Source organism: Falsiruegeria litorea R37 (assembly GCF_900172225.1).
Taxonomy (GTDB): domain Bacteria; phylum Pseudomonadota; class Alphaproteobacteria; order Rhodobacterales; family Rhodobacteraceae; genus Falsiruegeria; species Falsiruegeria litorea.
Window position 1 is genome coordinate 678,662 of the sequence record NZ_FWFO01000001.1, and the last position, 18,532, is coordinate 697,193.

Consider the following 18,532-nt stretch of genomic DNA (forward strand, 5'->3'; position numbering starts at 1 on the left):
AGGTCTCCTCCTTGCGGCGGGCTATGGATCAACCGCCTCGCGCATCCATTGTTGCAGCTTGGCGATCGAGTGTTCAGACATCACCCCGCCGGACGGATCCAGCACCAGCGGTCCGGGTTTGTAGCCCCGCGATTTAAGGCCGCGATAGACCGATTCCACAAGGTGAATGTCTTCTTCCACGGTGGTTTCGCGATCCTGCACCGCGAGCTGCCGGATGACCGCGCTTTCCGAGCCGCCCTCGGTATACCAGCCGCGCCAGACAGTGCAGTGATCGGTGCCCCCGGCGCGCCAGTGATAGGTGTTGAGCACATTGCCCGGATAGCATTGGAACGAAAACATTGGCCACAGGAACCACGACTGATAGTCACCCGCATGAGGCACCGACATGTCGATGGGATAGGTCATCTTGTCGAGGGCTTGGCACTCGGTCGTGTGGCGCAGGACGTAGCCACCACCCTCATCGGGCTTGATGTCATAGGTCTCGGGTTTGACGACACCTTCGGCAAAGGTGGGGTGGTTGGTCGGGCAGTGATAGCATTCCGAGTAGTTCTCGATGCTGACTTTCCAGTTGCAGTTTTCCGGCACCTCGACCCATTCCAGCGGTTCAAGCGCGTCGATATGAGGCACATAGGCAAGGATCTCTTCGCGCACGCCGGGATACCAGACGTCCATTGGTGCGGCATCATCATCGAGATTGACAAAGATGAAGCCGTTGAACACCTCGGTGCGCACCGAAGTCAGACAGATGGCTGAGCGGTCAAATCCCGGCACCGACTTGATGTTTGGGCCAGCGCGTAGCTCGCCTGACAGCTCATAGGTCCACGAGTGGTAAGGGCACACGACCACACGCGTATTGCCCGCACCGGTGACCATTTCATGCGCGCGGTGTTGGCAAACGTTATAGAACGTGCGGATTTCCCCGTCACGGCCGCGAATGCAGAACAGGCTTTCACCAGCGATTTCGAAGGCAAAATAGTCCCCGATCTCGCGCACTTGGGCGATATGGCCGGCAAACTGCCAAGTTCGGGCCAGAAGCCCCTGCATTTCCTGCTCGAAAATCGCGGGATCGGTATAATAGCGCGCGTCCAGAGACTGCGTCAGGGGTGCGTTCATTCAGGCTCCTCCGCATATAGGCCCAATTGATGGCGACGACGATGAAACCGCTCGACTCGTTCGACAATCTCATCACTGGAGACGGCGATCACAAAGGACAGCAGCGTTTCCAACAGAGCGATGGTTGAAACGGACGAGGGGAAGAATTGCGGCGTGTCGGCGGCAACCACAAAGCCGTGATGGGCGTTCAGGATGACAGGACTCGCCGGGCTGTCCGAGATGCCGACAACCGTCAGCCCCTGTTCGCGTGCCAGTTTGATCGCTTCGATCACTTCGGTTCGATAGGGGCGGCAGGTCATGGCGATCAGCACGTCCTGCTCATCCGCCCAGGCCAGATCGTCGATTGCTGCTGATCCGGGGCGCGGGATCGCGTGAAACTGCTTCATGCCGGTTGAGGCGAGATAGGTGAAATTGCGCGCGTTCGAGTTGTTGACGCCGACCCCCAGTGTCAGAACCTGTCGCGAGTTCCAGATGTCCGTCGCGGCCGCCTTTAGGGCTTCTTCGCTGATCCCGCCAAAGGTTTCTTCGATGTTTCGGATCGCAGCGCCGACCATATCGGCGTAAAGCCCACCAAGCTCGCCGGACTTCCCAATATCCTGCAGCCATCGAGCGCGATCCGGGAAGGATACGGTCCCGCGTCGAATCGCATCGCGGAACGGGGCGCGGAAATCCTCGTACCCGTCAAAGCCAACTTGCTGAGCCATGCGAACAAATGTGTTTGGTTTCACATTGGCGGCTTCGGCAATCTCGCGCACGGTCGAAACCCCCACATCCGTAGGGTTTTCCAGCACGTAACGGGCGGCCTTCTGCGCCTCGGGCGTCAGGGCATCCCATTCTTCGGTCAGCCGGTCCAGAACGATTGATGATACATTTGTGTCATTCATGATTGACGATGGTACAAATGTGGAATTAGCCTGTCGAGCAGAATCGTGATGCATGAAGTGGAAAAATCATGTCCGAGAATAAACTGCCGTCGCACGCCCGCGTTGTCATCGTGGGTGGGGGGGTCATGGGGGTGGGTCTTGCCTATCACCTGGCGCATGAAGGCTGGAGTGACGTCGTCTTGCTTGAGAAGGGAGAGCTGACGTCCGGCTCGACCTGGCACGCCGCTGGCCAAATCACCCATTCGACCAGTTCCTTTGGTCTGGGCAAATGCGTGGACTACAACATCGGGCTTTATTCCGGCGCGCTAGAGGCCGAGACAGGGCAGGCCGTGACATGGCATGGCTGCGGGTCGTTCCGCCTTGCCTATACCGAGGATGAGATGGATTGGCTGCGCCACACCTTGTCGGTGGGCCGGTCTCTTGGCTTCAACATCGAGCTTGTGGGCCCCGAGAAGGTGGCCGAGCTGCACCCGTTCTACAACCTCGACGGGGTTCTGGGTGCGCTGTACACGCCGGATGACGGCCACGTGGATCCGACCAATGTGACGATGGCGATGGCGGCAGGTGCCCGTGCGCTGGGCGTCAAGATCGTCCGCCGCTGCCGTGCCACAAACATCACCCAAAGACCAACTGGCGAATGGATGGTTGAAAGCGAACAGGGCACCATCACCTGCGAACATGTGGTCAACGCCGGCGGCACCTACGCCCGCCAGATGGGTGAATGGTCCGGCCTGCAATTGCCGATGACCTCGATGACACACCACTATTTCGTCACCGACCCGGTGCCCGAGTTCGAGGGGCTGGACAAGGAACTCCCCGTCATCCGCGACGACAAAAAAGTCTCGGGCTACATCCGGATGGAGCAGAAGCGCGGCCTGATCGGCATTTATGAAAAGGCCAACCCTAACGCGGTTTGGCTGGATGAATGCCCATGGGATTACGAGAACTGGCTGTTCGATGCCGACTACGACCGCGTCATGCCCTGGCTCGAAGAGAGCCTCAACCGCATGCCGATCTTTGCCGAGTTGGGGATTTCCCGCGATGTACATGGCGCCATTTCGCACCCGCCGGATGGCAACCCGCTGATCGGCCCTGCACCGGGCGTGCGCAATTATTGGTGCTGCTGCGGTACACAGATCGGCATCGGCTGGGGCCCGGGCCTGACACGTGAGCTGGCGCGCTGGATGGTGCACGGGTCTGCCGACATTTCGATGCGCGAATACGATCCGCGCCGCTTTGGCAGCTATGCCACCAAGGACTGGCAGGTCACAAAGGCCAAGGAAGACTACTGTCTGCGCCACGAGATCCCGTTCCCGCATTTCAACCGCCTTGCAGGGCGACCGATCAAGCCCTCGCCGCTGTACGAGCGGCTCAAGGACAAGGGCGCGGTCTATGAGGAGGTCTTTGGCCACGAACGCCCCCGCTGGTTCGCGAAAGACGGCGTTGAGCAGCGCGACCACTATTCGTTCAAGCGCAACGCGGTGCACGACATGGTCGCGACCGAGTGCAAAGCCGTGCGTGAAACTGTCGGCATCATGGACATCTCGGCATTCACCAAGGTTGAGGTTGCAGGTCCGGATGCCGAGGTACTGCTGGACCGGCTGACTGCCAACCGCCTGCCGCAAAAGGTCGGGGGGATTGCGCTGACCCATATGCTCAACCGCCGGGGGCGGATCGAGCTGGAAACTACTGTCGTGAAGCTGGACGAGGGGCGATACTATCTTGTCTGCGCGGCCTTCTTTGAGCAGCGCCTGCTGGATCATCTGGAACAGCAACGCGATGGCGAAAATGCCGAGATCATCCTGCGATCCAATGATTGGGCCGCCTTGTCAGTCAACGGCCCCGCTGCCCGCGACGTGATGGGGGCCTGCACCGATGCGGACCTGTCCAACGCCGGGTTCAAATGGCTCACCGCGCAAGAGATCGAGGTCGCTGGTCACAAGCTCTGGGCTTTCCGCATGTCCTATGCGGGTGAGTTGGGGTGGGAGCTGCACATCCCGCGCGACAGCACCCTGGCCGTTTATGACGCGCTTTGGGCCGCGGGTGAGGCGCACGGCATCACCGACTATGGCTCCTTTGCGATGAACGCTCTGCGGATGGAGAAAGGGTTCAAGGGGGCAGGTGAATTGACCAACGAAGTGACGTTGGCCGAGGCCGACGTGCTGCGCTTTGCCCGGCAGGACAAGGACTATCTGGGCAAAGACAAGACGCTCAACACCGATCTGCCCTGGGTCTGCGCCTACTTGGAGATTGAACCCGATGGCGTCGAAGATGGCCATGGTGGTGAGGCCGTGATGCTGGACGGGCAGGTGGTCGGCTCAACCGCGTCGGTGGCTTATGGGCACACAGTCGGCAAGATCCTGGCCTTTGCCTACGTCAAGCCGCACGCCAACCAACCCGGCGCCGAGGTTGAGGTCATCGTAGCGGGCAAACCCCGCAAAGGCCGTATCCTGGGCGAACCGGCTTACGACCCGCAAAGTCTGTTGCCGCGCACTGATGCCACCAAGGTGGCCGCAGAATGATCCATCCCCTTCTTCTTGTTCCAAATACGGGAGGGGGCGGCGCCCCCTTCCTACATTGAAAGGACCACTGACATGACCATTCCCGCAACGATGAAGGCCATGGTGCTGACCGGCCACGGCGATCTGGACAAATACGAATGGCATGAAGATTGGCCCACGCCCCAGGCAGGTCCGATGGAGGTGGTGATCAAGGTCGGGGCCTGTGGCCTGAACAACACCGACGTGAACACCCGCACGGGCTGGTATTCCAAGGCGGTGGACGAGGCCACAACCGGCGGTGCTTATGATGAAGTCGACGACGAAGACAGCACCTGGGGAGGTGCCCCGCTGACGTTTCCCCGAATTCAAGGCGCGGATGCAGTCGGCGAGGTTGTGGCGGTCGGAGAGGGCGCCGATCCGGGCCTGATTGGCAAACGCGTCATGGTGGCAGGCTGGCTGCGGGACTGGGATGAACCGATGAACCGCGATAAGGCCGGTTACTTCGGCTCGGAATGCGACGGTGGTTATGCTGAATACACCAAAGCCGACGTTCGCGGGGTCGCGCCGATTGACTGCGATCTCAGCGACGCTGAACTTGCCACCTTCATCTGCTCGTATGTCACGGCCGAGGGCATGGTGGATCGCGCCGACGTGGGGCCGGGCGACACCGTTTTGATACCCGGCGCATCGGGTGGCGTTGGCGGTGCCTTGATCCAACTTGCCAAATTGCGCGGTGCTCGCACGATTGCAATGGCGTCCGAGGCCAAACATGCCGAGGTTGCTGAATTGGATCCGGACATGATCCTGCCCCGAGACCCCGGAAACCTGCGCAAGGCGCTCAAAGGTGAAAAGATCACGGTGGTTGCAGATGTTGTTGGGGGCGACAACTTTGGCAAGCTGATCGACGTCCTCGAACGTGGCGGGCGCTACACATGCTCGGGCGCCATCGCTGGCCCGTTGGTCGAGCTTGATTTGCGCACCTTCTACCTGCGCGATCTGACCTTCACCGGCTCGACCGTCAATGGACCGGAAAACTTCACCGATGTCGTGAAATTTATAGAGGATGGCAAGATCAAGCCAGCTTTGGCCGCGACCTACCCCCTTAATCAGCTACGAGAGGCCCAGCAGGCCTTTATCGACAAAACCCATACTGGAAACATCGTAGTGATCCCATGACCCTCGACGCTGTCCTTGAAGCCGCCCGGCAGTTGCATGCTGCGCACCCTGATCTGAACGGGTTCGCTCCCTGGCCGGATGATCTGACCCCATCTGGCCTGCAACCGCGCGCCGTTCCCGCCACTGACTTGGTCGCGAACTTGCCGCTGCCGGGAACCTCGCAAACGGATCCATTGGTACAGGCGGTCAAGAAGGCCACACATCTGGCCAGCTGGAAACGCACCTATTCCGAGGAGGAGGTCGGCGCCGACTTCCGCAACCGCTACGGCTATTTTGAGCTCTTCGGCCCCACCGGCCATTATTACTCAACCCGGCTGCGTGGCTATATCGGTTATTGGGGCGAGCGGTTGAGCTATGACTGGCACAGCCACGAGGCTGAGGAGTTGTACCTCAACATCGCGGGTGAGGCGACGTTCTACGCTGATGAGGATGAGGCCTGCGTCAAAGCGGGTGAAACCCGTGCCCACACCGGCTGGCAAAGCCACGCGATGGTGACAAACAACCAGCCCATCCTGACCTTTGTGCTGTGGCGCGGCGCGGGCATGGCCGATCTGCCGCAAATGGACGCCGCATGAAAATCACCCGCATCCGCATCTTTCAGACGGACCTGCCCTATGTGGGTGGGGAGTATGTCTGGGGCGCGGGCAATGCGATCAACGTGGCGCAGGCCTCGGTCGTGGTGATCGACACAGACGCAGGACTGCAGGGGTGTGGTGAGTTCACGCCCTGCGGCGAGAACTACATGGTCGCGCATTCCGAAGGGGTGCCCGCGCTGGCCCGACTGATCGCGCCACATCTGCTGGGCGAGGACCCTTGCAACGTGGCCCGGATAGAGCAGGTCATGGACCATTTGGTGCAGGGACACGGCTATGCCAAATCGGCGTTTGATGCGGCCTGTTGGGATCTTCTGGGACAGTCGTTGAACGCGCCCCTTTGGGCAGTGTGGGGCGGCAAGCTGACCGATGGTGCGCCCATGTACCGCGTCGCGCCACAGAAAGGCACCAGCGAGACCATCGCCGAGATGGAGGGCTATCGCGCGCAGGGCTATCGCCAGTTTCAGATCAAGGTGGGCGGTGATTGGGCCGCCGATATTGACCGTATCCGGTCTACCGTGCCGTTGCTGAAACCGGGCGAAAAGGCGATGGCGGACGCCAATCAGGGCTGGCGCGTTGACAATGCGATCCGTGTGGCCCGAGCCACGCATGACCTGGACTATATCCTGGAACAACCCTGCCGCACTTATGCTGAGTGTCTGCAGGTGCGCGCCCGGACCGACCTGCCGATGAAGCTGGATGAATGCGTGACCGGCATGGCTGTGGCGCAGCAGATTGTGGCAGATCGCGCTGCTGAGCTTGTGTGCCTCAAGATCTCGAACCTTGGTGGCCTCTCCAAAGCCCGCCGTGTGCGGGATTACCTGGTCGAGAACCGCATTCCGGTTGTGGCCGAAGACACCTGGGGCGGAGAGATCACCAGCGCCGCACTTGCCCATTTCGCAGCCACCACGCCACCCGAGTATCTGCACAACACCACCGATCTGATGAACTACAACACCCGATCAACCGGCATCGGCGGGCCAGAGGCACGCGACGGCAAGCTGTACGCCACAAACACGCCGGGGCTTGGTGTTGCCGCTGATTTCGACAGTCTCGGCACCCCGGTAGAGGAGTTTGTCCAATGACAGAGCAAGCCAAAGCCACTCAGATGATCGACGACAACCGGGTTCGGGTCACTCGGTTCGATTTCACGCCCGGCGCAGAAACCGGCTGGCACCGCCATGCCATGGATTACGTCATCACCGCAGTCACCGACTGTCACATGCGGCTGGAACTGCCCGACGGCACGACGAACGAGGTCACCGTCCCTGCAGGCACCTCTTATCGACGCGACGAAGGTGTCGAACACAATGTCATCAACGCCTCGGATCAGCCGATGAGCTTTGTTGAAGTGGAATTGAAATGAAAATCACCCGCATCACGGTCTATCACGTCGACCTGCCGCTCGAGCATCCCTATTGGCTTTCAGGCGGGCGGCTCAAGTTCGAAGTATTGGATGCCACGCTGGTCAAGCTTGAAACCGACGAGGGGCTTGTTGGGTGGGGCGAGGGCACGCCGTGGGGGCACACATATGTGCCTGCTCATGGCCCTGGCATCCGTGCCGGGATCGAAACGATGGCACCCTTCATCATTGGCCTTGATCCGCGCCGTGTGCTGGATGTGGAGCGCGCGATGGATCTGGCACTGCCGGGGCATCTTTATGCCAAATCCCCTATCGATATGGCCTGCTGGGATATCGCAGGGCAGGCGGCGGGCCTGCCAATTGCCGATCTGATGGGCGGTGGCTCGCGCACACCGCGCCCGACTGCCTCGTCGGTCGGGGCTAAGACGGTGGCCGAGACCCGCGCCGTCGTCGACCGCTACCGCCAGCGCGGCTATGTCGCCCATTCCGTCAAGATCGGCGGCGACGTGGAACGCGACATCGAACGCGTCCGCGATATGGAAGACATTCGCCGCCCCGGTGAGATCGTGCTCTACGACGTCAACCGGGGCTGGACCCGGCAGCAAGCGCTGCGCGTAATGCGCGCGACCGAGGATCTGCACGTGATGTTCGAACAACCCTGTGAAACCCTCGACGACATCGCCGCCATCCGTCCGCTGCATTCAGCCCCGGTCAGTGTCGACGAAAGCCTCGTCACCCTGCAAGACGCCGCCCGCATTGCTCGCGATGGTCTGGCCGAGGTGTTTGGGATCAAGCTCAACCGTGTTGGCGGCCTGACCAAGGCTGCCCGCATGCGCGACATCGCGTTGGCCCATGGCATCGACATGTTCGTCATGGCCACCGGCGGCTCGGTCCTGGCCGACACCGAAGCGCTCCATCTGGCGGCCACTATCCCGGATGAGAATTGCCACGCGGTCTGGGCTTGTCAGGACATGCTGACGCTCGACATCGCCGGTGGTCGCGGCCCGCGCAATATCGACGGCCACCTGCACCTGCCCGAAACTCCGGGCCTCGGTGTGCATCCTGACGAAGATGCGCTGGGCGATCCAGTGGCGGTTTACACCCCATGATCTTCTTCTCGTTCCAAATACGGTGGGGGGAGCCGCAGGCGGGGGGCAGCGCCCCCCAATGCCCAGTATGGACATGAAAGGCCCGCTATGAAACTCACGCGCATTTCCCTATGGCACGTGCCGCTCACGTCGCACACCGCCTATTATATGGCCGACGGCAAAACCTGTGATACGGTTGAAACGGTGGTCGTGGCCCTTGAAGCCGACAGTGGCCTGACCGGGTGGGGAGAGGTCTGCCCGATCCCCCATTACCTGCCCGCCTACGCCTGTGGTGTGGCGCCGGCGGTGCAAGAGATGGCCCCGGTGCTGCTCGGCGCTGATCCTGTCGGCCCCGAGGCGCTGATGGCCAAACTCGACAGACATCTGCAAGGTCACGTCTACGCCAAATCTGCACTCGATATCGCCCTATGGGACCTGACGGGCCAGGCCGCCAACCTGCCGCTTCATGCACTTCTTGGTGGGCGCCGCGCCGACACGATGCCGCTCTATCATTCGATCACCTGCGTCGCGCCCGATGAAATGGCCCGCATCGCCCAGACCGCTTATCAGTCAGGTATGCGCCAGTTTCAGGTCAAGCTGGGCGCCGACGCGGATTGGCAGGCCGATGTCGCCCGCTTGCGCAAAGTACGCGAAGCGGTCGGCGACGGGCCGCTGGTCTATGGCGACTGGAACTGCGGCGCCACCTCGTTGGATGCCACCCGCGTAGGTCGCGCCGTAGCCGATCTGGACATTATGCTCGAGCAGCCTTGCGCCACCATCGACGATTGCGCCCGGGTTCGCGACGCCACGGGCCTGCCGATGAAACTCGACGAAAACGCCCATGACACGGCCAGCCTGTTGGCGGGGCACGCGCAGGGCTGCATGGATGCAGTCGCGCTGAAATTGTCGAAATTCGGCGGTCTCTCGGCCACGCGTCGTGCCCGCGATCTGTGCCTGCATTTGGGCGCCAAGATGTGCATCGAAGACACCTGGGGCTCGGACATCACCACAGCCGCGCTGCTCCATCTGGGCGTGTCGACCGATCCAGCCCGCGTTCTGAACGTCTGCGATCTGTCAGGCTATGTGGCCCCGCGGCTCGCCCCTGATGGTCCCACACGCGATCAAGGACGGATCGCACCACCAGACGGACCCGGTCTTGGCATTCGACCTGACAAAGATGTGCTCGGCCCACCCGATCTCGTTCTTGACTGATTTTTGACTTTCTGGTCAAAATTTTGAAAACCCAAGGAAAACGCCCTACGGCAAAGGATCACAGCAATGGACAAAATCCTCTCACAAGCCGATTGGTTCGAACGCGCCCAATCCGTCCTGCCAGGCGGCGGCTTTGGTAACTTTGACCCGACCATGTTCATTCGCGATGGCAAAGGCAGCCGGGTCTGGGACGAAAACGGCAAGGAATACGTCGACTTCCTGATCGGCTCGGGCCCGATGCTGTTGGGCCATGGCCACCCCGAGGTGCTCGACGCGGTGGCAGAACAACTCCCCAAGGGCATGACGTTCTTTGCCAACAACGCCGCAGGTGTCGAACTGGCCGAAGAGATCTGCCGCGCCGTGCCGTGCGCCGATCAGATCCGTTATGTCTCGTCCGGCGGCGAGGCCGATATGTACGCGATCCGTCTGGCCCGTGCCTTTACCGGGCGCGACAAAGTGGTGAAATTCGAAGGCGGTTATCACGGTATGAGCGCCGAGGCGCAGATGAGCCTTGCGCCGTCGCGCATGGTCAACTTCCCGCAGGCGGTCCCGGACAGCGCAGGCATCCCCGAAAGCGTGCGCGCCGAGATGCTGATTGCGCCGTTCAACGATCCCGACTACATTCGCTCGCTTCTGGCCGAGCATGGCGATCAGGTTGCGGCGATCATTGTCGAACCCTTGCAACGGATCATCCCACCCGCGCCCGGTTTCCTGCAGTTGCTGCGCGATGAGGCCGACAAATATGGCATTGTCCTGATCTTTGACGAAGTGGTTACCGGCTTTCGCTTCTCCTATGGCGGAGCGCAGGAACTCTACGGTGTGACGCCGGATGTAGCGACTCTGGGCAAGGTTATCGGCGGCGGGTTCCCCTTGGCTGCAATTGCAGGGCGCGCGGACATAATGGCCCATTTCGACAAGGCGGCTGTGGGCGCGGACAAATGGCTCATGCAACTGGGCACGCTTTCGGGCAACCCGGTGGCGGCCGTTGCGGGCCTCAAAACGATGGAAGTGCTGCGCCGCGATGGGGCCTATGACCAGCTACGCGCCAATGGTCAGCGTCTGATGGATATGGCGGGGGCGGCTTTGTCTGCGCAGGGTATTGCGCATCAGATTGTGGGCGATCCAACCCTGTTCGAAATCGTCTTCGCCGAGGCACAGCCCCGCGACTATCGCGACACGTTCAATGCTGATACCGCGAGGGCGACCAAGTTCAACGCGGTTCTGATGCAAGAGGGCATCTTCAAGGCGCCTGGCAAGACCTATCCCTCGCTGGCTTTGACTGAAGATGACTTCGATTTGACGCAGCGGGCCTATGAAACCGCTGCGGCATTTTTGATCCAATAAGCTTTTGGGGCCGGGCTCCGGTCCCAAAAACCTTTACAGCACGTCTGCCATCACGTGGCGGATGATGTTCTCGCGTTTGATGCCACGGGCGTCCAGTTCGGCGTCGCTGAGGCTCGACAGGTCTTGAATGCGACGTACCTTGGCGTTGGCTTCGCCGATTTGGGTCAGCGATTTCATGATGCCCACGAAGATGTCAAAGGCGGCCCCCAGGATCGAAGGAACGGTGTGCGACTGTGAAGCGGAAACGGCCATTTTCAGAATCTCCCGGCAAGGGTTTCGGTTGAGCCATATTTATGCTGCACTTGCAGCATTGAGTAGGTGCGACCGCGGAATAGCTGATGTGCAATTCGTGCAAGGGTGTATTTTCGCCTCATATTTTGCGCGGCTTGGGTCAAATCAGAGGTTGCAACGCTCGCAGGTCCCGCCTGGCACCGGGGGCGGGAGGCGTCAATTTACGCCAAGAGTAATCCCGGTGCATTCCACAGCGGTTTCGCACCAACGACCCTTGCGTTTTTGACGTCTTCTCCGCAGGATGCAATGCAATGAAACAGGGCATAAGGACCCGAGCAGTGACCGATTCACAGACCATCGCCGCAGAATGCCTTGGCGTCAAAGTACCCATGACGCGGTTCCTGCACGAAAAGCGGATCGAACGGATCAAGGCCGCCCGCTATGAGGGGCAAGAGATCGAAGGCTCTCTTCATGTGGTGACGCCTGACGATACGGTTTTGGAAATCGGTGCGGGTATCGGGTTGGTCGGGGCTGTCATAGCCCGTAATGCAAAACCCAAGGCGATCCATTCGTTTGAGGCAAACCCGGAACTCATGGACGCCATCAACGATCTTTATGTGCTTAACGACCTGCAAGATCGTATTTCTGTCACCAATCAGGTTCTTATCAGCGCTGCAGACCGGCCTGACACCCTGCAATTCCACATACGCACCAGCTATTTGGGGTCGTCTCTCTTGAACCCCGGCAATCGCCCTTCCAATGTGGTGGATGTGCCAACCGCGTCTTTTTCGCAGGTGTGCGAGCAAATCAAGCCGACCGTTTTGGTAATGGACATCGAAGGCGGCGAACTGGACCTTCTACGTCATGCCGACCTCAAACCGTTCCGTGCTGTGGTGTTGGAATTTCACCCCGAGTCCTATGGCGTTGAGGGGATGCGCGAATGCAAAACCATTTTGACAGAGGCCGGGTTCGAACGCGTTGACGAAAAATCCACACGTACCGTCTGGACCTGTGTACGATCCTAGGATCAGCTCTGTGTTGATCCGCCTCGGCGGACCTCCGAACTCAAATTCAACCTTACGTCGCATCGACGAATTCTCCTTGATCTTGGGGTCGGGGCGGACCACCCTCGTGTTTGCGGAACAATATTCCGCAGCGTGAAATAACTGCCGAACGCATCGTCAGGAGACGACCCGAGGGTGGCAAGGCCTGCCACGTCGGCGGTATGTTCGGCCCAGAGAAGGTGGCGCGTCATATTCTTTCGGCGCGCAGTTTGCCGTAGGGGAGTTGATGCCAATGTCAGAGGCAATTGGGTATGAGTTGATCGGGGATATCGCGGTGTTGTCCGCTCAAAATCCGCCGGTCAATGCTTTGGGTTTGGATGTGCGCCAGGGACTGGTGGACGGGATGGCGCGCGCAGAAGCCGATGGCGCCAAGGCGGTGCTGATATATGGCGAAGGGCGCACATATTTTGCGGGTGCCGACATTCGTGAATTTGGAAGGCCGCCGACCGAACCTCTTTTGCCCAACGTCTGCACGCGCATCGAATCCTCACCGCTGATTGTTGTTTCGGCATTGCACGGGACTGCTTTGGGCGGCGGTCTCGAGATCGCGCTTGGTTCACATTATCGCATTGCAGTTCCCTCGGCGCGGGTGGGTCTGCCCGAAGTGCTGATCGGGGTCATGCCTGGAGCAGGCGGATCGCAACGGTTGCCTCGTCTCATTGGGGTCGACGCCTCGGTGGACATAATCACATCGGGCCGTCAGGTCGGGGCCAAAGAGGCGCTTGAGCTGGGGATCCTTGACCGTGTCGAAGACGGGGCTCCGCGCGATATCGGCTTGGCCTATGCTCGTGAATTGATTGACAGCGGTGCGGAACGCCGTCCCATCAGCGAAATGCGTGCGCCCAAAGCGGTCGATTTCGATGCGCTCTATGATGTGGTGTTCAAGAAAAGTCGCGGCATGATTGCACCGGCCACAGCCGTGCGTGGTATTCAGGCTAGCTGTGAGCTGCCGTTTGTCCAAGGTATGTATCGTGAACGCGAGTTGTTCATGGAACTCATGGCCTCGGATCAACGCCAAGGGATGATCCATGCATTCTTCTCGGAACGGGCCGTTGGCAAACTGCCAGAGCTCAAGGGTATCAAACCGCGCGATTTGAACGCCATCGGCGTGATTGGCGGCGGAACCATGGGGGCTGGTATTGCTACTGCGGCTTTGCTGTCGGGGCTGTCGGTCGTGATGCTTGAAATGTCAGCCGAAGCAGCCGAGGCCGCCAAGGGCCGGATCGAAGGGAACCTGGGTGGAGCCTTGAAACGAGGCAAGCTGAGTCAGGCGCAGTTCGAGGACCTGACAACCAAAGCGCTGACTCTCTCGACAAATTATGAGGCGCTCAGCGACGTCGATTTGGTGATTGAGGCTGTGTTCGAGGACATGGAGGTCAAGAAAAAGGTTTTCACGCAGTTGGATGCCGTATGCAAACCCGGCGCGGTTTTGGCCTCGAACACTTCCTATCTCGACATCAATGAAATCGCGGCTTGCACCAATCGGCCCGAGGATGTGATTGGGCTGCACTTCTTCTCTCCTGCGCATGTGATGAAACTGCTCGAGGTGGTGGTGGCCGATGCGACCGCGCCGGATGTGGTTGCCACGGGCTTTATGCTTGGCGCGCGGATGCGCAAAATCTCGGTTCGCGCCGGTGTCTGCGACGGGTTCATCGGAAATCGTATCCTGTCCACCTATCGGACCTGCGCCGATCACATGATTCTGGACGGAGCATCGCCTTACCAGATCGACAAGGCATTGACCGACTTCGGCTTTGCCATGGGCCCATTTGCCGTGGCCGATCTGGCCGGTCTGGATATCGGGTGGTCAGTGCGCAAGCGCAAACGGGCTGAGGGGCTCGATCCCCGCGCACGAGACAGCTCTTACGCGGACAAGCTGTGCGAGGATGGCCATTTCGGCCAGAAAACCGGCAAGGGGTACTACATTTACGATGCCGGTAAACGGGCCGGTGTTCCCAACCCGGATGTGATGCCCATGATCGCGTCCGAACGCCTGGTCAAAGGGATCACAGCGCGTGAATTCACCGACGAAGAGATCGTGCGTCGGTATATGGCTGCTATGGTCAACGAAGCCGCCAAGGTGGTTGGCGAAGGCATCGCGCGACGACCGCTCGATGTGGATGTGACTCTGCTCTATGGTTATGGGTTTCCGCGCTATCGCGGAGGGCCGTTGAAATGGGCCGACATGGTGGGATTGCCGGCGTTGCTGGCCGATATCAAGACATGGGCAGAGGAAGACGACTACTTCTGGCAACCCGCCCCCCTTCTTGAACAACTCGTGGCCGAGGGCCGCACCTTTGATGACCTGAACAAGGAAGCTGCACAATGAAACAGGCCGTAATCGTATCCACCGCCCGCACCGGGCTGGCAAAATCATTCCGCGGGTCGTTCAACATGACCCATGGCGCAAGCATGGGCGGTCACGCGGTTCAGGCCGCTGTCGAGCGGGCCGGACTGCAGGGCTCGGACATCGAGGACTGCGTGATTGGCTGTGGCCTACCCGAGGGGGAAACCGGCGGCAACATCGGCCGCCAGATCGCGATCCGTGCTGGTTTGCCGGTGACGGCATCGGGCATGACCGTGAACCGCTTCTGTTCGTCGGGCTTGCAGGCTATCGCGCAGGCCGCCAACGCGATCACGCAAGAGGGCGCAGGCCCGATGGTGGCGGGCGGGGTCGAAAGCATCTCGCTGGTGCAGTCGAAAATGCGCCCGGCACCCGATCCGTGGATCCTGGAACACAAGCCCGCGATCTACATGACAATGATCGAGACTGCAGACATTGTGGCCGAACGGTATGGTCTGAGCCGCGAGTATCAGGATGAATACTCTTTGCGCAGCCAGCAGCGAATTGCAGCCGCGCAAGAGGCGGGGAAGTTCGCGGACGAGATCGTGCCCATGACCACGACCATGGCAGTCAAGGACAAGGAAACGGGCGAGATTTCGCAGAAAGAGGTCGTGGTCGACCGTGACGAATGCAACCGCCCGGGTACAACGCTGGAGGGGCTGGCGGGATTGGACCCCGTGCGTGGCGCAGGAAACCACGTGACAGCAGGCAATGCTTCGCAACTCAGCGATGGCGCAGCGGCGGTGGTGCTGATGGAAGCAGGTGAGGCCGAAAAGCGCGGGTTGGAACCCTTGGGCGCGTTCAAGGGCTTTGCTGTTGCAGGCTGTGAACCCGATGAGATGGGCATCGGTCCAGTCTTTGCGGTGCCGCGTCTGTTGGAGCGGCATGGGCTGAAAGTGGATGACATTGACCTGTGGGAGCTGAACGAGGCCTTTGCGAGCCAATGTCTCTATTCCCGCGACCGGCTGGGGATCGACCCCGAGAAGTACAACGTCAACGGCGGCTCGATCGCGATTGGGCACCCGTTCGGTATGACCGGCGCCCGTATGACCGGTCATCTGATGCTGGAAGGCAAGCGTCGCGGCGCCAAGTTGGGCGTCGTGACCATGTGCATCGGCGGTGGCATGGGCGCGGCTGGCCTGTTCGAGATTTACTGATCGGTGGGGGCCTTTGTCCGGGCCATCGAGGCCCGGACAAAGGCGGCCCGGCACGGAGTGCCGGGCGTCGCGCTGCCGCGGATGTTGAGGGAGAGAGTTCAGAGATGGATCTGAGTTACACGGAAGAAGAGCTAGCGTTTCGCGACGAGGTGCGGGCGTTTCTGGAGGAGAAGTTGCCCAAGGACATGTCGGACAAGATCCGGCGGGGTGAGCATATCGGGAAGGAGGGTCATGAGCTGTGGCACTCCATTCTCAACGAAAAGGGCTGGCTGTCGTTCAACTGGCCAAAGGAGTTCGGCGGAGCGGAATGGAACGCCGTGCAGCGTCACATCTTTGAGGATGAATGCGCAGCCGCCTATGCCCCCCGCATCGTGCCCTTTGGCCTGTCGATGCTGGCGCCCGTGCTGCAGAAGTTCGGATCGAAGGAGCAGCAGGATCATTACCTGCCCCGCATCCTGGATGGCACGGATTGGTGGTGTCAGGGCTATTCCGAACCCGGCGCGGGGTCGGATCTGGCCTCGCTCAAGACCCGAGCCGTGCGCGATGGCGACCACTACGTGGTCAACGGACAAAAGACCTGGACCACGCTTGGCCAATATGCCGATTGGATCTTCTGCCTGGTGCGCACCGATCCGGATGCAAAGCAGCAAGAAGGCATCTCGTTTCTACTCATCGATATGAACACGCCTGGCATCGAGGTAAGGCCCATCGTCTTGCTCGATGGTACGCCCGAGGTGAACGAGGTGTTTTTCGACAACGTCCGCGTGCCGGTCGAAAACCTTGTGGGCGAAGAAAACAAGGGTTGGACCTATGCCAAGTATCTGCTGACCCATGAACGCACCGGGATTGCAGGCGTTGGGTTCAGTCGTGCAGGCCTGGATGCAGTCAAACGCGTGGCCCGCCAAGAGAGCGCCAATGGCCGTCCGCTAATCGAAAACCCGCATTTTGCGGCGCGTCTCGCGCAGGTCGAGATCGACCTGATGGCCATGTCTACCACGAACCTGCGCATCATCAGCCAGGCTGCGGCTGGACAGGCACCGGGTGTCGAAAGCTCAATGCTCAAGGTCAAGGGGACCATCATTCGGCAAGAGATCAACGATCTGGCGCGTCGGGCCGTTGGGCCATATGCGATGCCATTCGTGTCTGAGGCCGTTGAGGGGAACAACGACCCAATCGGGCCGGATTATGCCGGGCCGGTTGCGGCGCAGTATTTCAACAACCGCAAACTGTCGATCTTTGGCGGATCAAACGAGATCCAGCGCGGGATCATTGCCAAGGTCAAGATGGGGGGCTGAGGAACATGGATTTCAACCTGACCGAAGAGCGGCAGATGCTGCAGGACACGCTGCGGCGCTTTCTGTCCGAGCGCTACACCACGACCGAGCGCAATGCGATCATCGACAGCGATACGGGGCTGAGCGCCGAGATCTGGGGCGAGTTGGCCGATTTGGGCGTCATCGGCGCGCTGTTCACCGAAGAACAGGGCGGATTTGGCGGCGCGGGTTTTGACATCTCGACCGTGTTCGAGGAACTGGGCCGCGCTGGCGTGGTCGAGCCGTTTCTGGATACTGCAATTTTGGGCGGTGGCCTGATTGCGGCGCTCGGGAATGACGCGCAACAAAACCTTGTCGAAGAGGTGATCGGCGGCGCCCTGCATCTGGCGCTGGCCCATGGTGAACCTGCCAGCCGCTATGATCTGAGCCGGGTGGAAACCACGGCCAAGGTCGACGGGGATGACATCGTGATCGAAGGCCGCAAGGCAGTTGTGATCAACGCTGAGGCTGCTGGATATCTGATTGTATCAGCGCGCGAAGGCGGCGGGCCGTTCAGCCTGGATGGGATTTCGCTGTTCCTGGTGCCTGCGGGTGCCGCCGGTTTGACCATGCAGGGCTATCCTATGATGAGCGGGGGGCGCGCGGCCGAGGTGACACTGGACAATGTGCGGGTGCCCAAGTCAGCCCGGCTCGGGGCTGAGGGTGCGGGGTTCCAGGCGCTCACCGATGTTGTGGCCCGTGCCAATGTGGCCTTGGCGGCCGAGACAATGGGCGCGATGGAAAGCGCCACGGAACTCACCCGCGAGTACCTTATGACCCGCAAGCAGTTTGGGCGCCCCATCGGGACGTTCCAGGCGCTGGCGCATCGGTTCTCGGACCTGCTGATCGAGTTGGAGCAAGCGCGCTCTGCTGTCACCAATGCAGCCGGTCATCTGGGCAGTGACGACCGTGATCGTCAGATCGCTGCTGCGCGCAATTTGATCGCTCGCACGGGCAGGTTGGTGGCCGAAGAGGCGATCCAGATGCACGGCGGTATCGCCATGACGCAAGAATACGAACTGGCCCATATTGCCAAGCGCATCGTCATGACCGACCATCGCTTTGGCGATGCAGACTATCATCTGGAGCGGTTCATTGGACTCAACGCAGCCTAGCCCTTCTGCTTCGTGGACACGTCAGAAATCCGGT

Annotated in this window: 16 protein-coding genes; 13 read left to right on the forward strand and 3 right to left on the reverse strand. The window is 60.5% G+C overall.

Going from position 1 to position 18,532, the window contains the following annotated elements; translation table 11 throughout:
- Positions 1–21: 21 nt before the first annotated feature.
- Positions 22–1,113, reverse strand: a complete 1,092-nt coding sequence (locus tag TRL7639_RS03505) for an aromatic ring-hydroxylating oxygenase subunit alpha (protein WP_085794392.1) — start codon at positions 1,111–1,113, stop codon at positions 22–24.
- Complete coding sequence (locus TRL7639_RS03510) at positions 1,110–1,997, reverse strand: MurR/RpiR family transcriptional regulator (protein WP_085794393.1); 888 nt, start codon at positions 1,995–1,997, stop codon at positions 1,110–1,112. The genes TRL7639_RS03505 and TRL7639_RS03510 overlap by 4 nt, the downstream gene beginning before the upstream one ends.
- A 68-nt stretch (positions 1,998–2,065) precedes the next feature.
- Between TRL7639_RS03510 and TRL7639_RS03515 the strand changes: the two genes are divergently transcribed.
- The 8 genes from TRL7639_RS03515 to TRL7639_RS03550 all read left to right on the forward strand — a co-directional run bounded on the left by TRL7639_RS03515 (position 2,066) and on the right by TRL7639_RS03550 (position 11,274).
- Positions 2,066–4,519 (forward strand): FAD-dependent oxidoreductase, encoded by a 2,454-nt coding sequence (locus TRL7639_RS03515; RefSeq protein ID WP_085794394.1) that lies wholly within the window; start codon positions 2,066–2,068, stop codon positions 4,517–4,519.
- Positions 4,520–4,591: 72 nt separating this feature from the next.
- On the forward strand, positions 4,592–5,674 hold the full coding sequence (locus TRL7639_RS03520; RefSeq protein ID WP_085794395.1) for an alcohol dehydrogenase family protein: 1,083 nt from the start codon (positions 4,592–4,594) through the stop codon (positions 5,672–5,674).
- A complete protein-coding gene (locus TRL7639_RS03525; RefSeq protein ID WP_085794396.1) occupies positions 5,671–6,249 on the forward strand; it encodes a dimethylsulfonioproprionate lyase family protein in 579 nt (192 codons plus the stop codon). Before TRL7639_RS03520 ends, TRL7639_RS03525 begins: the two co-directional genes overlap by 4 nt.
- Complete coding sequence (locus tag TRL7639_RS03530; RefSeq protein WP_085794397.1) at positions 6,246–7,352, forward strand: mandelate racemase/muconate lactonizing enzyme family protein; 1,107 nt, start codon at positions 6,246–6,248, stop codon at positions 7,350–7,352. The genes TRL7639_RS03525 and TRL7639_RS03530 overlap by 4 nt, the downstream gene beginning before the upstream one ends.
- Positions 7,349–7,633, forward strand: coding sequence for a cupin domain-containing protein (locus tag TRL7639_RS03535; RefSeq protein WP_207559631.1), 285 nt, complete (start codon positions 7,349–7,351; stop codon positions 7,631–7,633). The genes TRL7639_RS03530 and TRL7639_RS03535 overlap by 4 nt, the downstream gene beginning before the upstream one ends.
- Positions 7,630–8,739: a mandelate racemase/muconate lactonizing enzyme family protein gene (locus TRL7639_RS03540; protein WP_085794398.1), complete on the forward strand. Its 1,110-nt coding sequence runs from the start codon at positions 7,630–7,632 to the stop codon at positions 8,737–8,739. The genes TRL7639_RS03535 and TRL7639_RS03540 overlap by 4 nt, the downstream gene beginning before the upstream one ends.
- Positions 8,740–8,826: 87 nt before the next feature.
- Complete coding sequence (locus tag TRL7639_RS03545) at positions 8,827–9,930, forward strand: mandelate racemase/muconate lactonizing enzyme family protein (RefSeq protein ID WP_085794399.1); 1,104 nt, start codon at positions 8,827–8,829, stop codon at positions 9,928–9,930.
- A gap of 66 nt (positions 9,931–9,996) precedes the next feature.
- Positions 9,997–11,274, forward strand: coding sequence for an aspartate aminotransferase family protein (locus TRL7639_RS03550; RefSeq protein WP_085794400.1), 1,278 nt, complete (start codon positions 9,997–9,999; stop codon positions 11,272–11,274).
- 33 nt (positions 11,275–11,307) lie between these two features.
- On the opposite strand, the gene TRL7639_RS03555 is transcribed toward TRL7639_RS03550, so the two are convergent.
- Complete coding sequence (locus TRL7639_RS03555; protein ID WP_085794401.1) at positions 11,308–11,526, reverse strand: hypothetical protein; 219 nt, start codon at positions 11,524–11,526, stop codon at positions 11,308–11,310.
- Between the two features lie 317 nt (positions 11,527–11,843).
- On the opposite strand from TRL7639_RS03555, the gene TRL7639_RS03560 reads away from it, so the two are divergent.
- From TRL7639_RS03560 to TRL7639_RS03580, 5 genes are all read left to right on the forward strand, one after another.
- A complete protein-coding gene (locus TRL7639_RS03560; RefSeq protein ID WP_235820245.1) occupies positions 11,844–12,530 on the forward strand; it encodes an FkbM family methyltransferase in 687 nt (228 codons plus the stop codon).
- A gap of 271 nt (positions 12,531–12,801) precedes the next feature.
- The gene (locus TRL7639_RS03565) at positions 12,802–14,898 is read left to right on the forward strand and encodes a 3-hydroxyacyl-CoA dehydrogenase NAD-binding domain-containing protein (RefSeq protein ID WP_085794403.1); all 2,097 of its coding nucleotides are present in this window, start codon (positions 12,802–12,804) and stop codon (positions 14,896–14,898) included.
- Positions 14,895–16,070 carry an acetyl-CoA C-acyltransferase gene (locus TRL7639_RS03570; protein ID WP_085794404.1) on the forward strand — a complete coding sequence of 392 codons (1,176 nt, stop codon included), beginning with the start codon at positions 14,895–14,897 and terminating at the stop codon, positions 16,068–16,070. Before TRL7639_RS03565 ends, TRL7639_RS03570 begins: the two co-directional genes overlap by 4 nt.
- 104 nt (positions 16,071–16,174) lie before the next feature.
- A complete protein-coding gene (locus TRL7639_RS03575; protein WP_085794405.1) occupies positions 16,175–17,365 on the forward strand; it encodes an acyl-CoA dehydrogenase family protein in 1,191 nt (396 codons plus the stop codon).
- A gap of 5 nt (positions 17,366–17,370) precedes the next feature.
- A complete protein-coding gene (locus TRL7639_RS03580) occupies positions 17,371–18,498 on the forward strand; it encodes an acyl-CoA dehydrogenase family protein (RefSeq protein WP_085794406.1) in 1,128 nt (375 codons plus the stop codon).
- Positions 18,499–18,532 lie beyond the last annotated feature (34 nt).

Coding starts and splice junctions, on each gene's coding strand:
- TRL7639_RS03505 (WP_085794392.1), bottom strand. CDS start 1,113: ATGAACGCACCCCTGACGCAGTCTCTGGACGCGCGCTATTATACCGAT.
- TRL7639_RS03510 (WP_085794393.1), bottom strand. CDS start 1,997: ATGAATGACACAAATGTATCATCAATCGTTCTGGACCGGCTGACCGAA.
- TRL7639_RS03515 (WP_085794394.1), top strand. CDS start 2,066: ATGTCCGAGAATAAACTGCCGTCGCACGCCCGCGTTGTCATCGTGGGT.
- TRL7639_RS03520 (WP_085794395.1), top strand. CDS start 4,592: ATGACCATTCCCGCAACGATGAAGGCCATGGTGCTGACCGGCCACGGC.
- TRL7639_RS03525 (WP_085794396.1), top strand. CDS start 5,671: ATGACCCTCGACGCTGTCCTTGAAGCCGCCCGGCAGTTGCATGCTGCG.
- TRL7639_RS03530 (WP_085794397.1), top strand. CDS start 6,246: ATGAAAATCACCCGCATCCGCATCTTTCAGACGGACCTGCCCTATGTG.
- TRL7639_RS03535 (WP_207559631.1), top strand. CDS start 7,349: ATGACAGAGCAAGCCAAAGCCACTCAGATGATCGACGACAACCGGGTT.
- TRL7639_RS03540 (WP_085794398.1), top strand. CDS start 7,630: ATGAAAATCACCCGCATCACGGTCTATCACGTCGACCTGCCGCTCGAG.
- TRL7639_RS03545 (WP_085794399.1), top strand. CDS start 8,827: ATGAAACTCACGCGCATTTCCCTATGGCACGTGCCGCTCACGTCGCAC.
- TRL7639_RS03550 (WP_085794400.1), top strand. CDS start 9,997: ATGGACAAAATCCTCTCACAAGCCGATTGGTTCGAACGCGCCCAATCC.
- TRL7639_RS03555 (WP_085794401.1), bottom strand. CDS start 11,526: ATGGCCGTTTCCGCTTCACAGTCGCACACCGTTCCTTCGATCCTGGGG.
- TRL7639_RS03565 (WP_085794403.1), top strand. CDS start 12,802: ATGTCAGAGGCAATTGGGTATGAGTTGATCGGGGATATCGCGGTGTTG.
- TRL7639_RS03570 (WP_085794404.1), top strand. CDS start 14,895: ATGAAACAGGCCGTAATCGTATCCACCGCCCGCACCGGGCTGGCAAAA.
- TRL7639_RS03575 (WP_085794405.1), top strand. CDS start 16,175: ATGGATCTGAGTTACACGGAAGAAGAGCTAGCGTTTCGCGACGAGGTG.
- TRL7639_RS03580 (WP_085794406.1), top strand. CDS start 17,371: ATGGATTTCAACCTGACCGAAGAGCGGCAGATGCTGCAGGACACGCTG.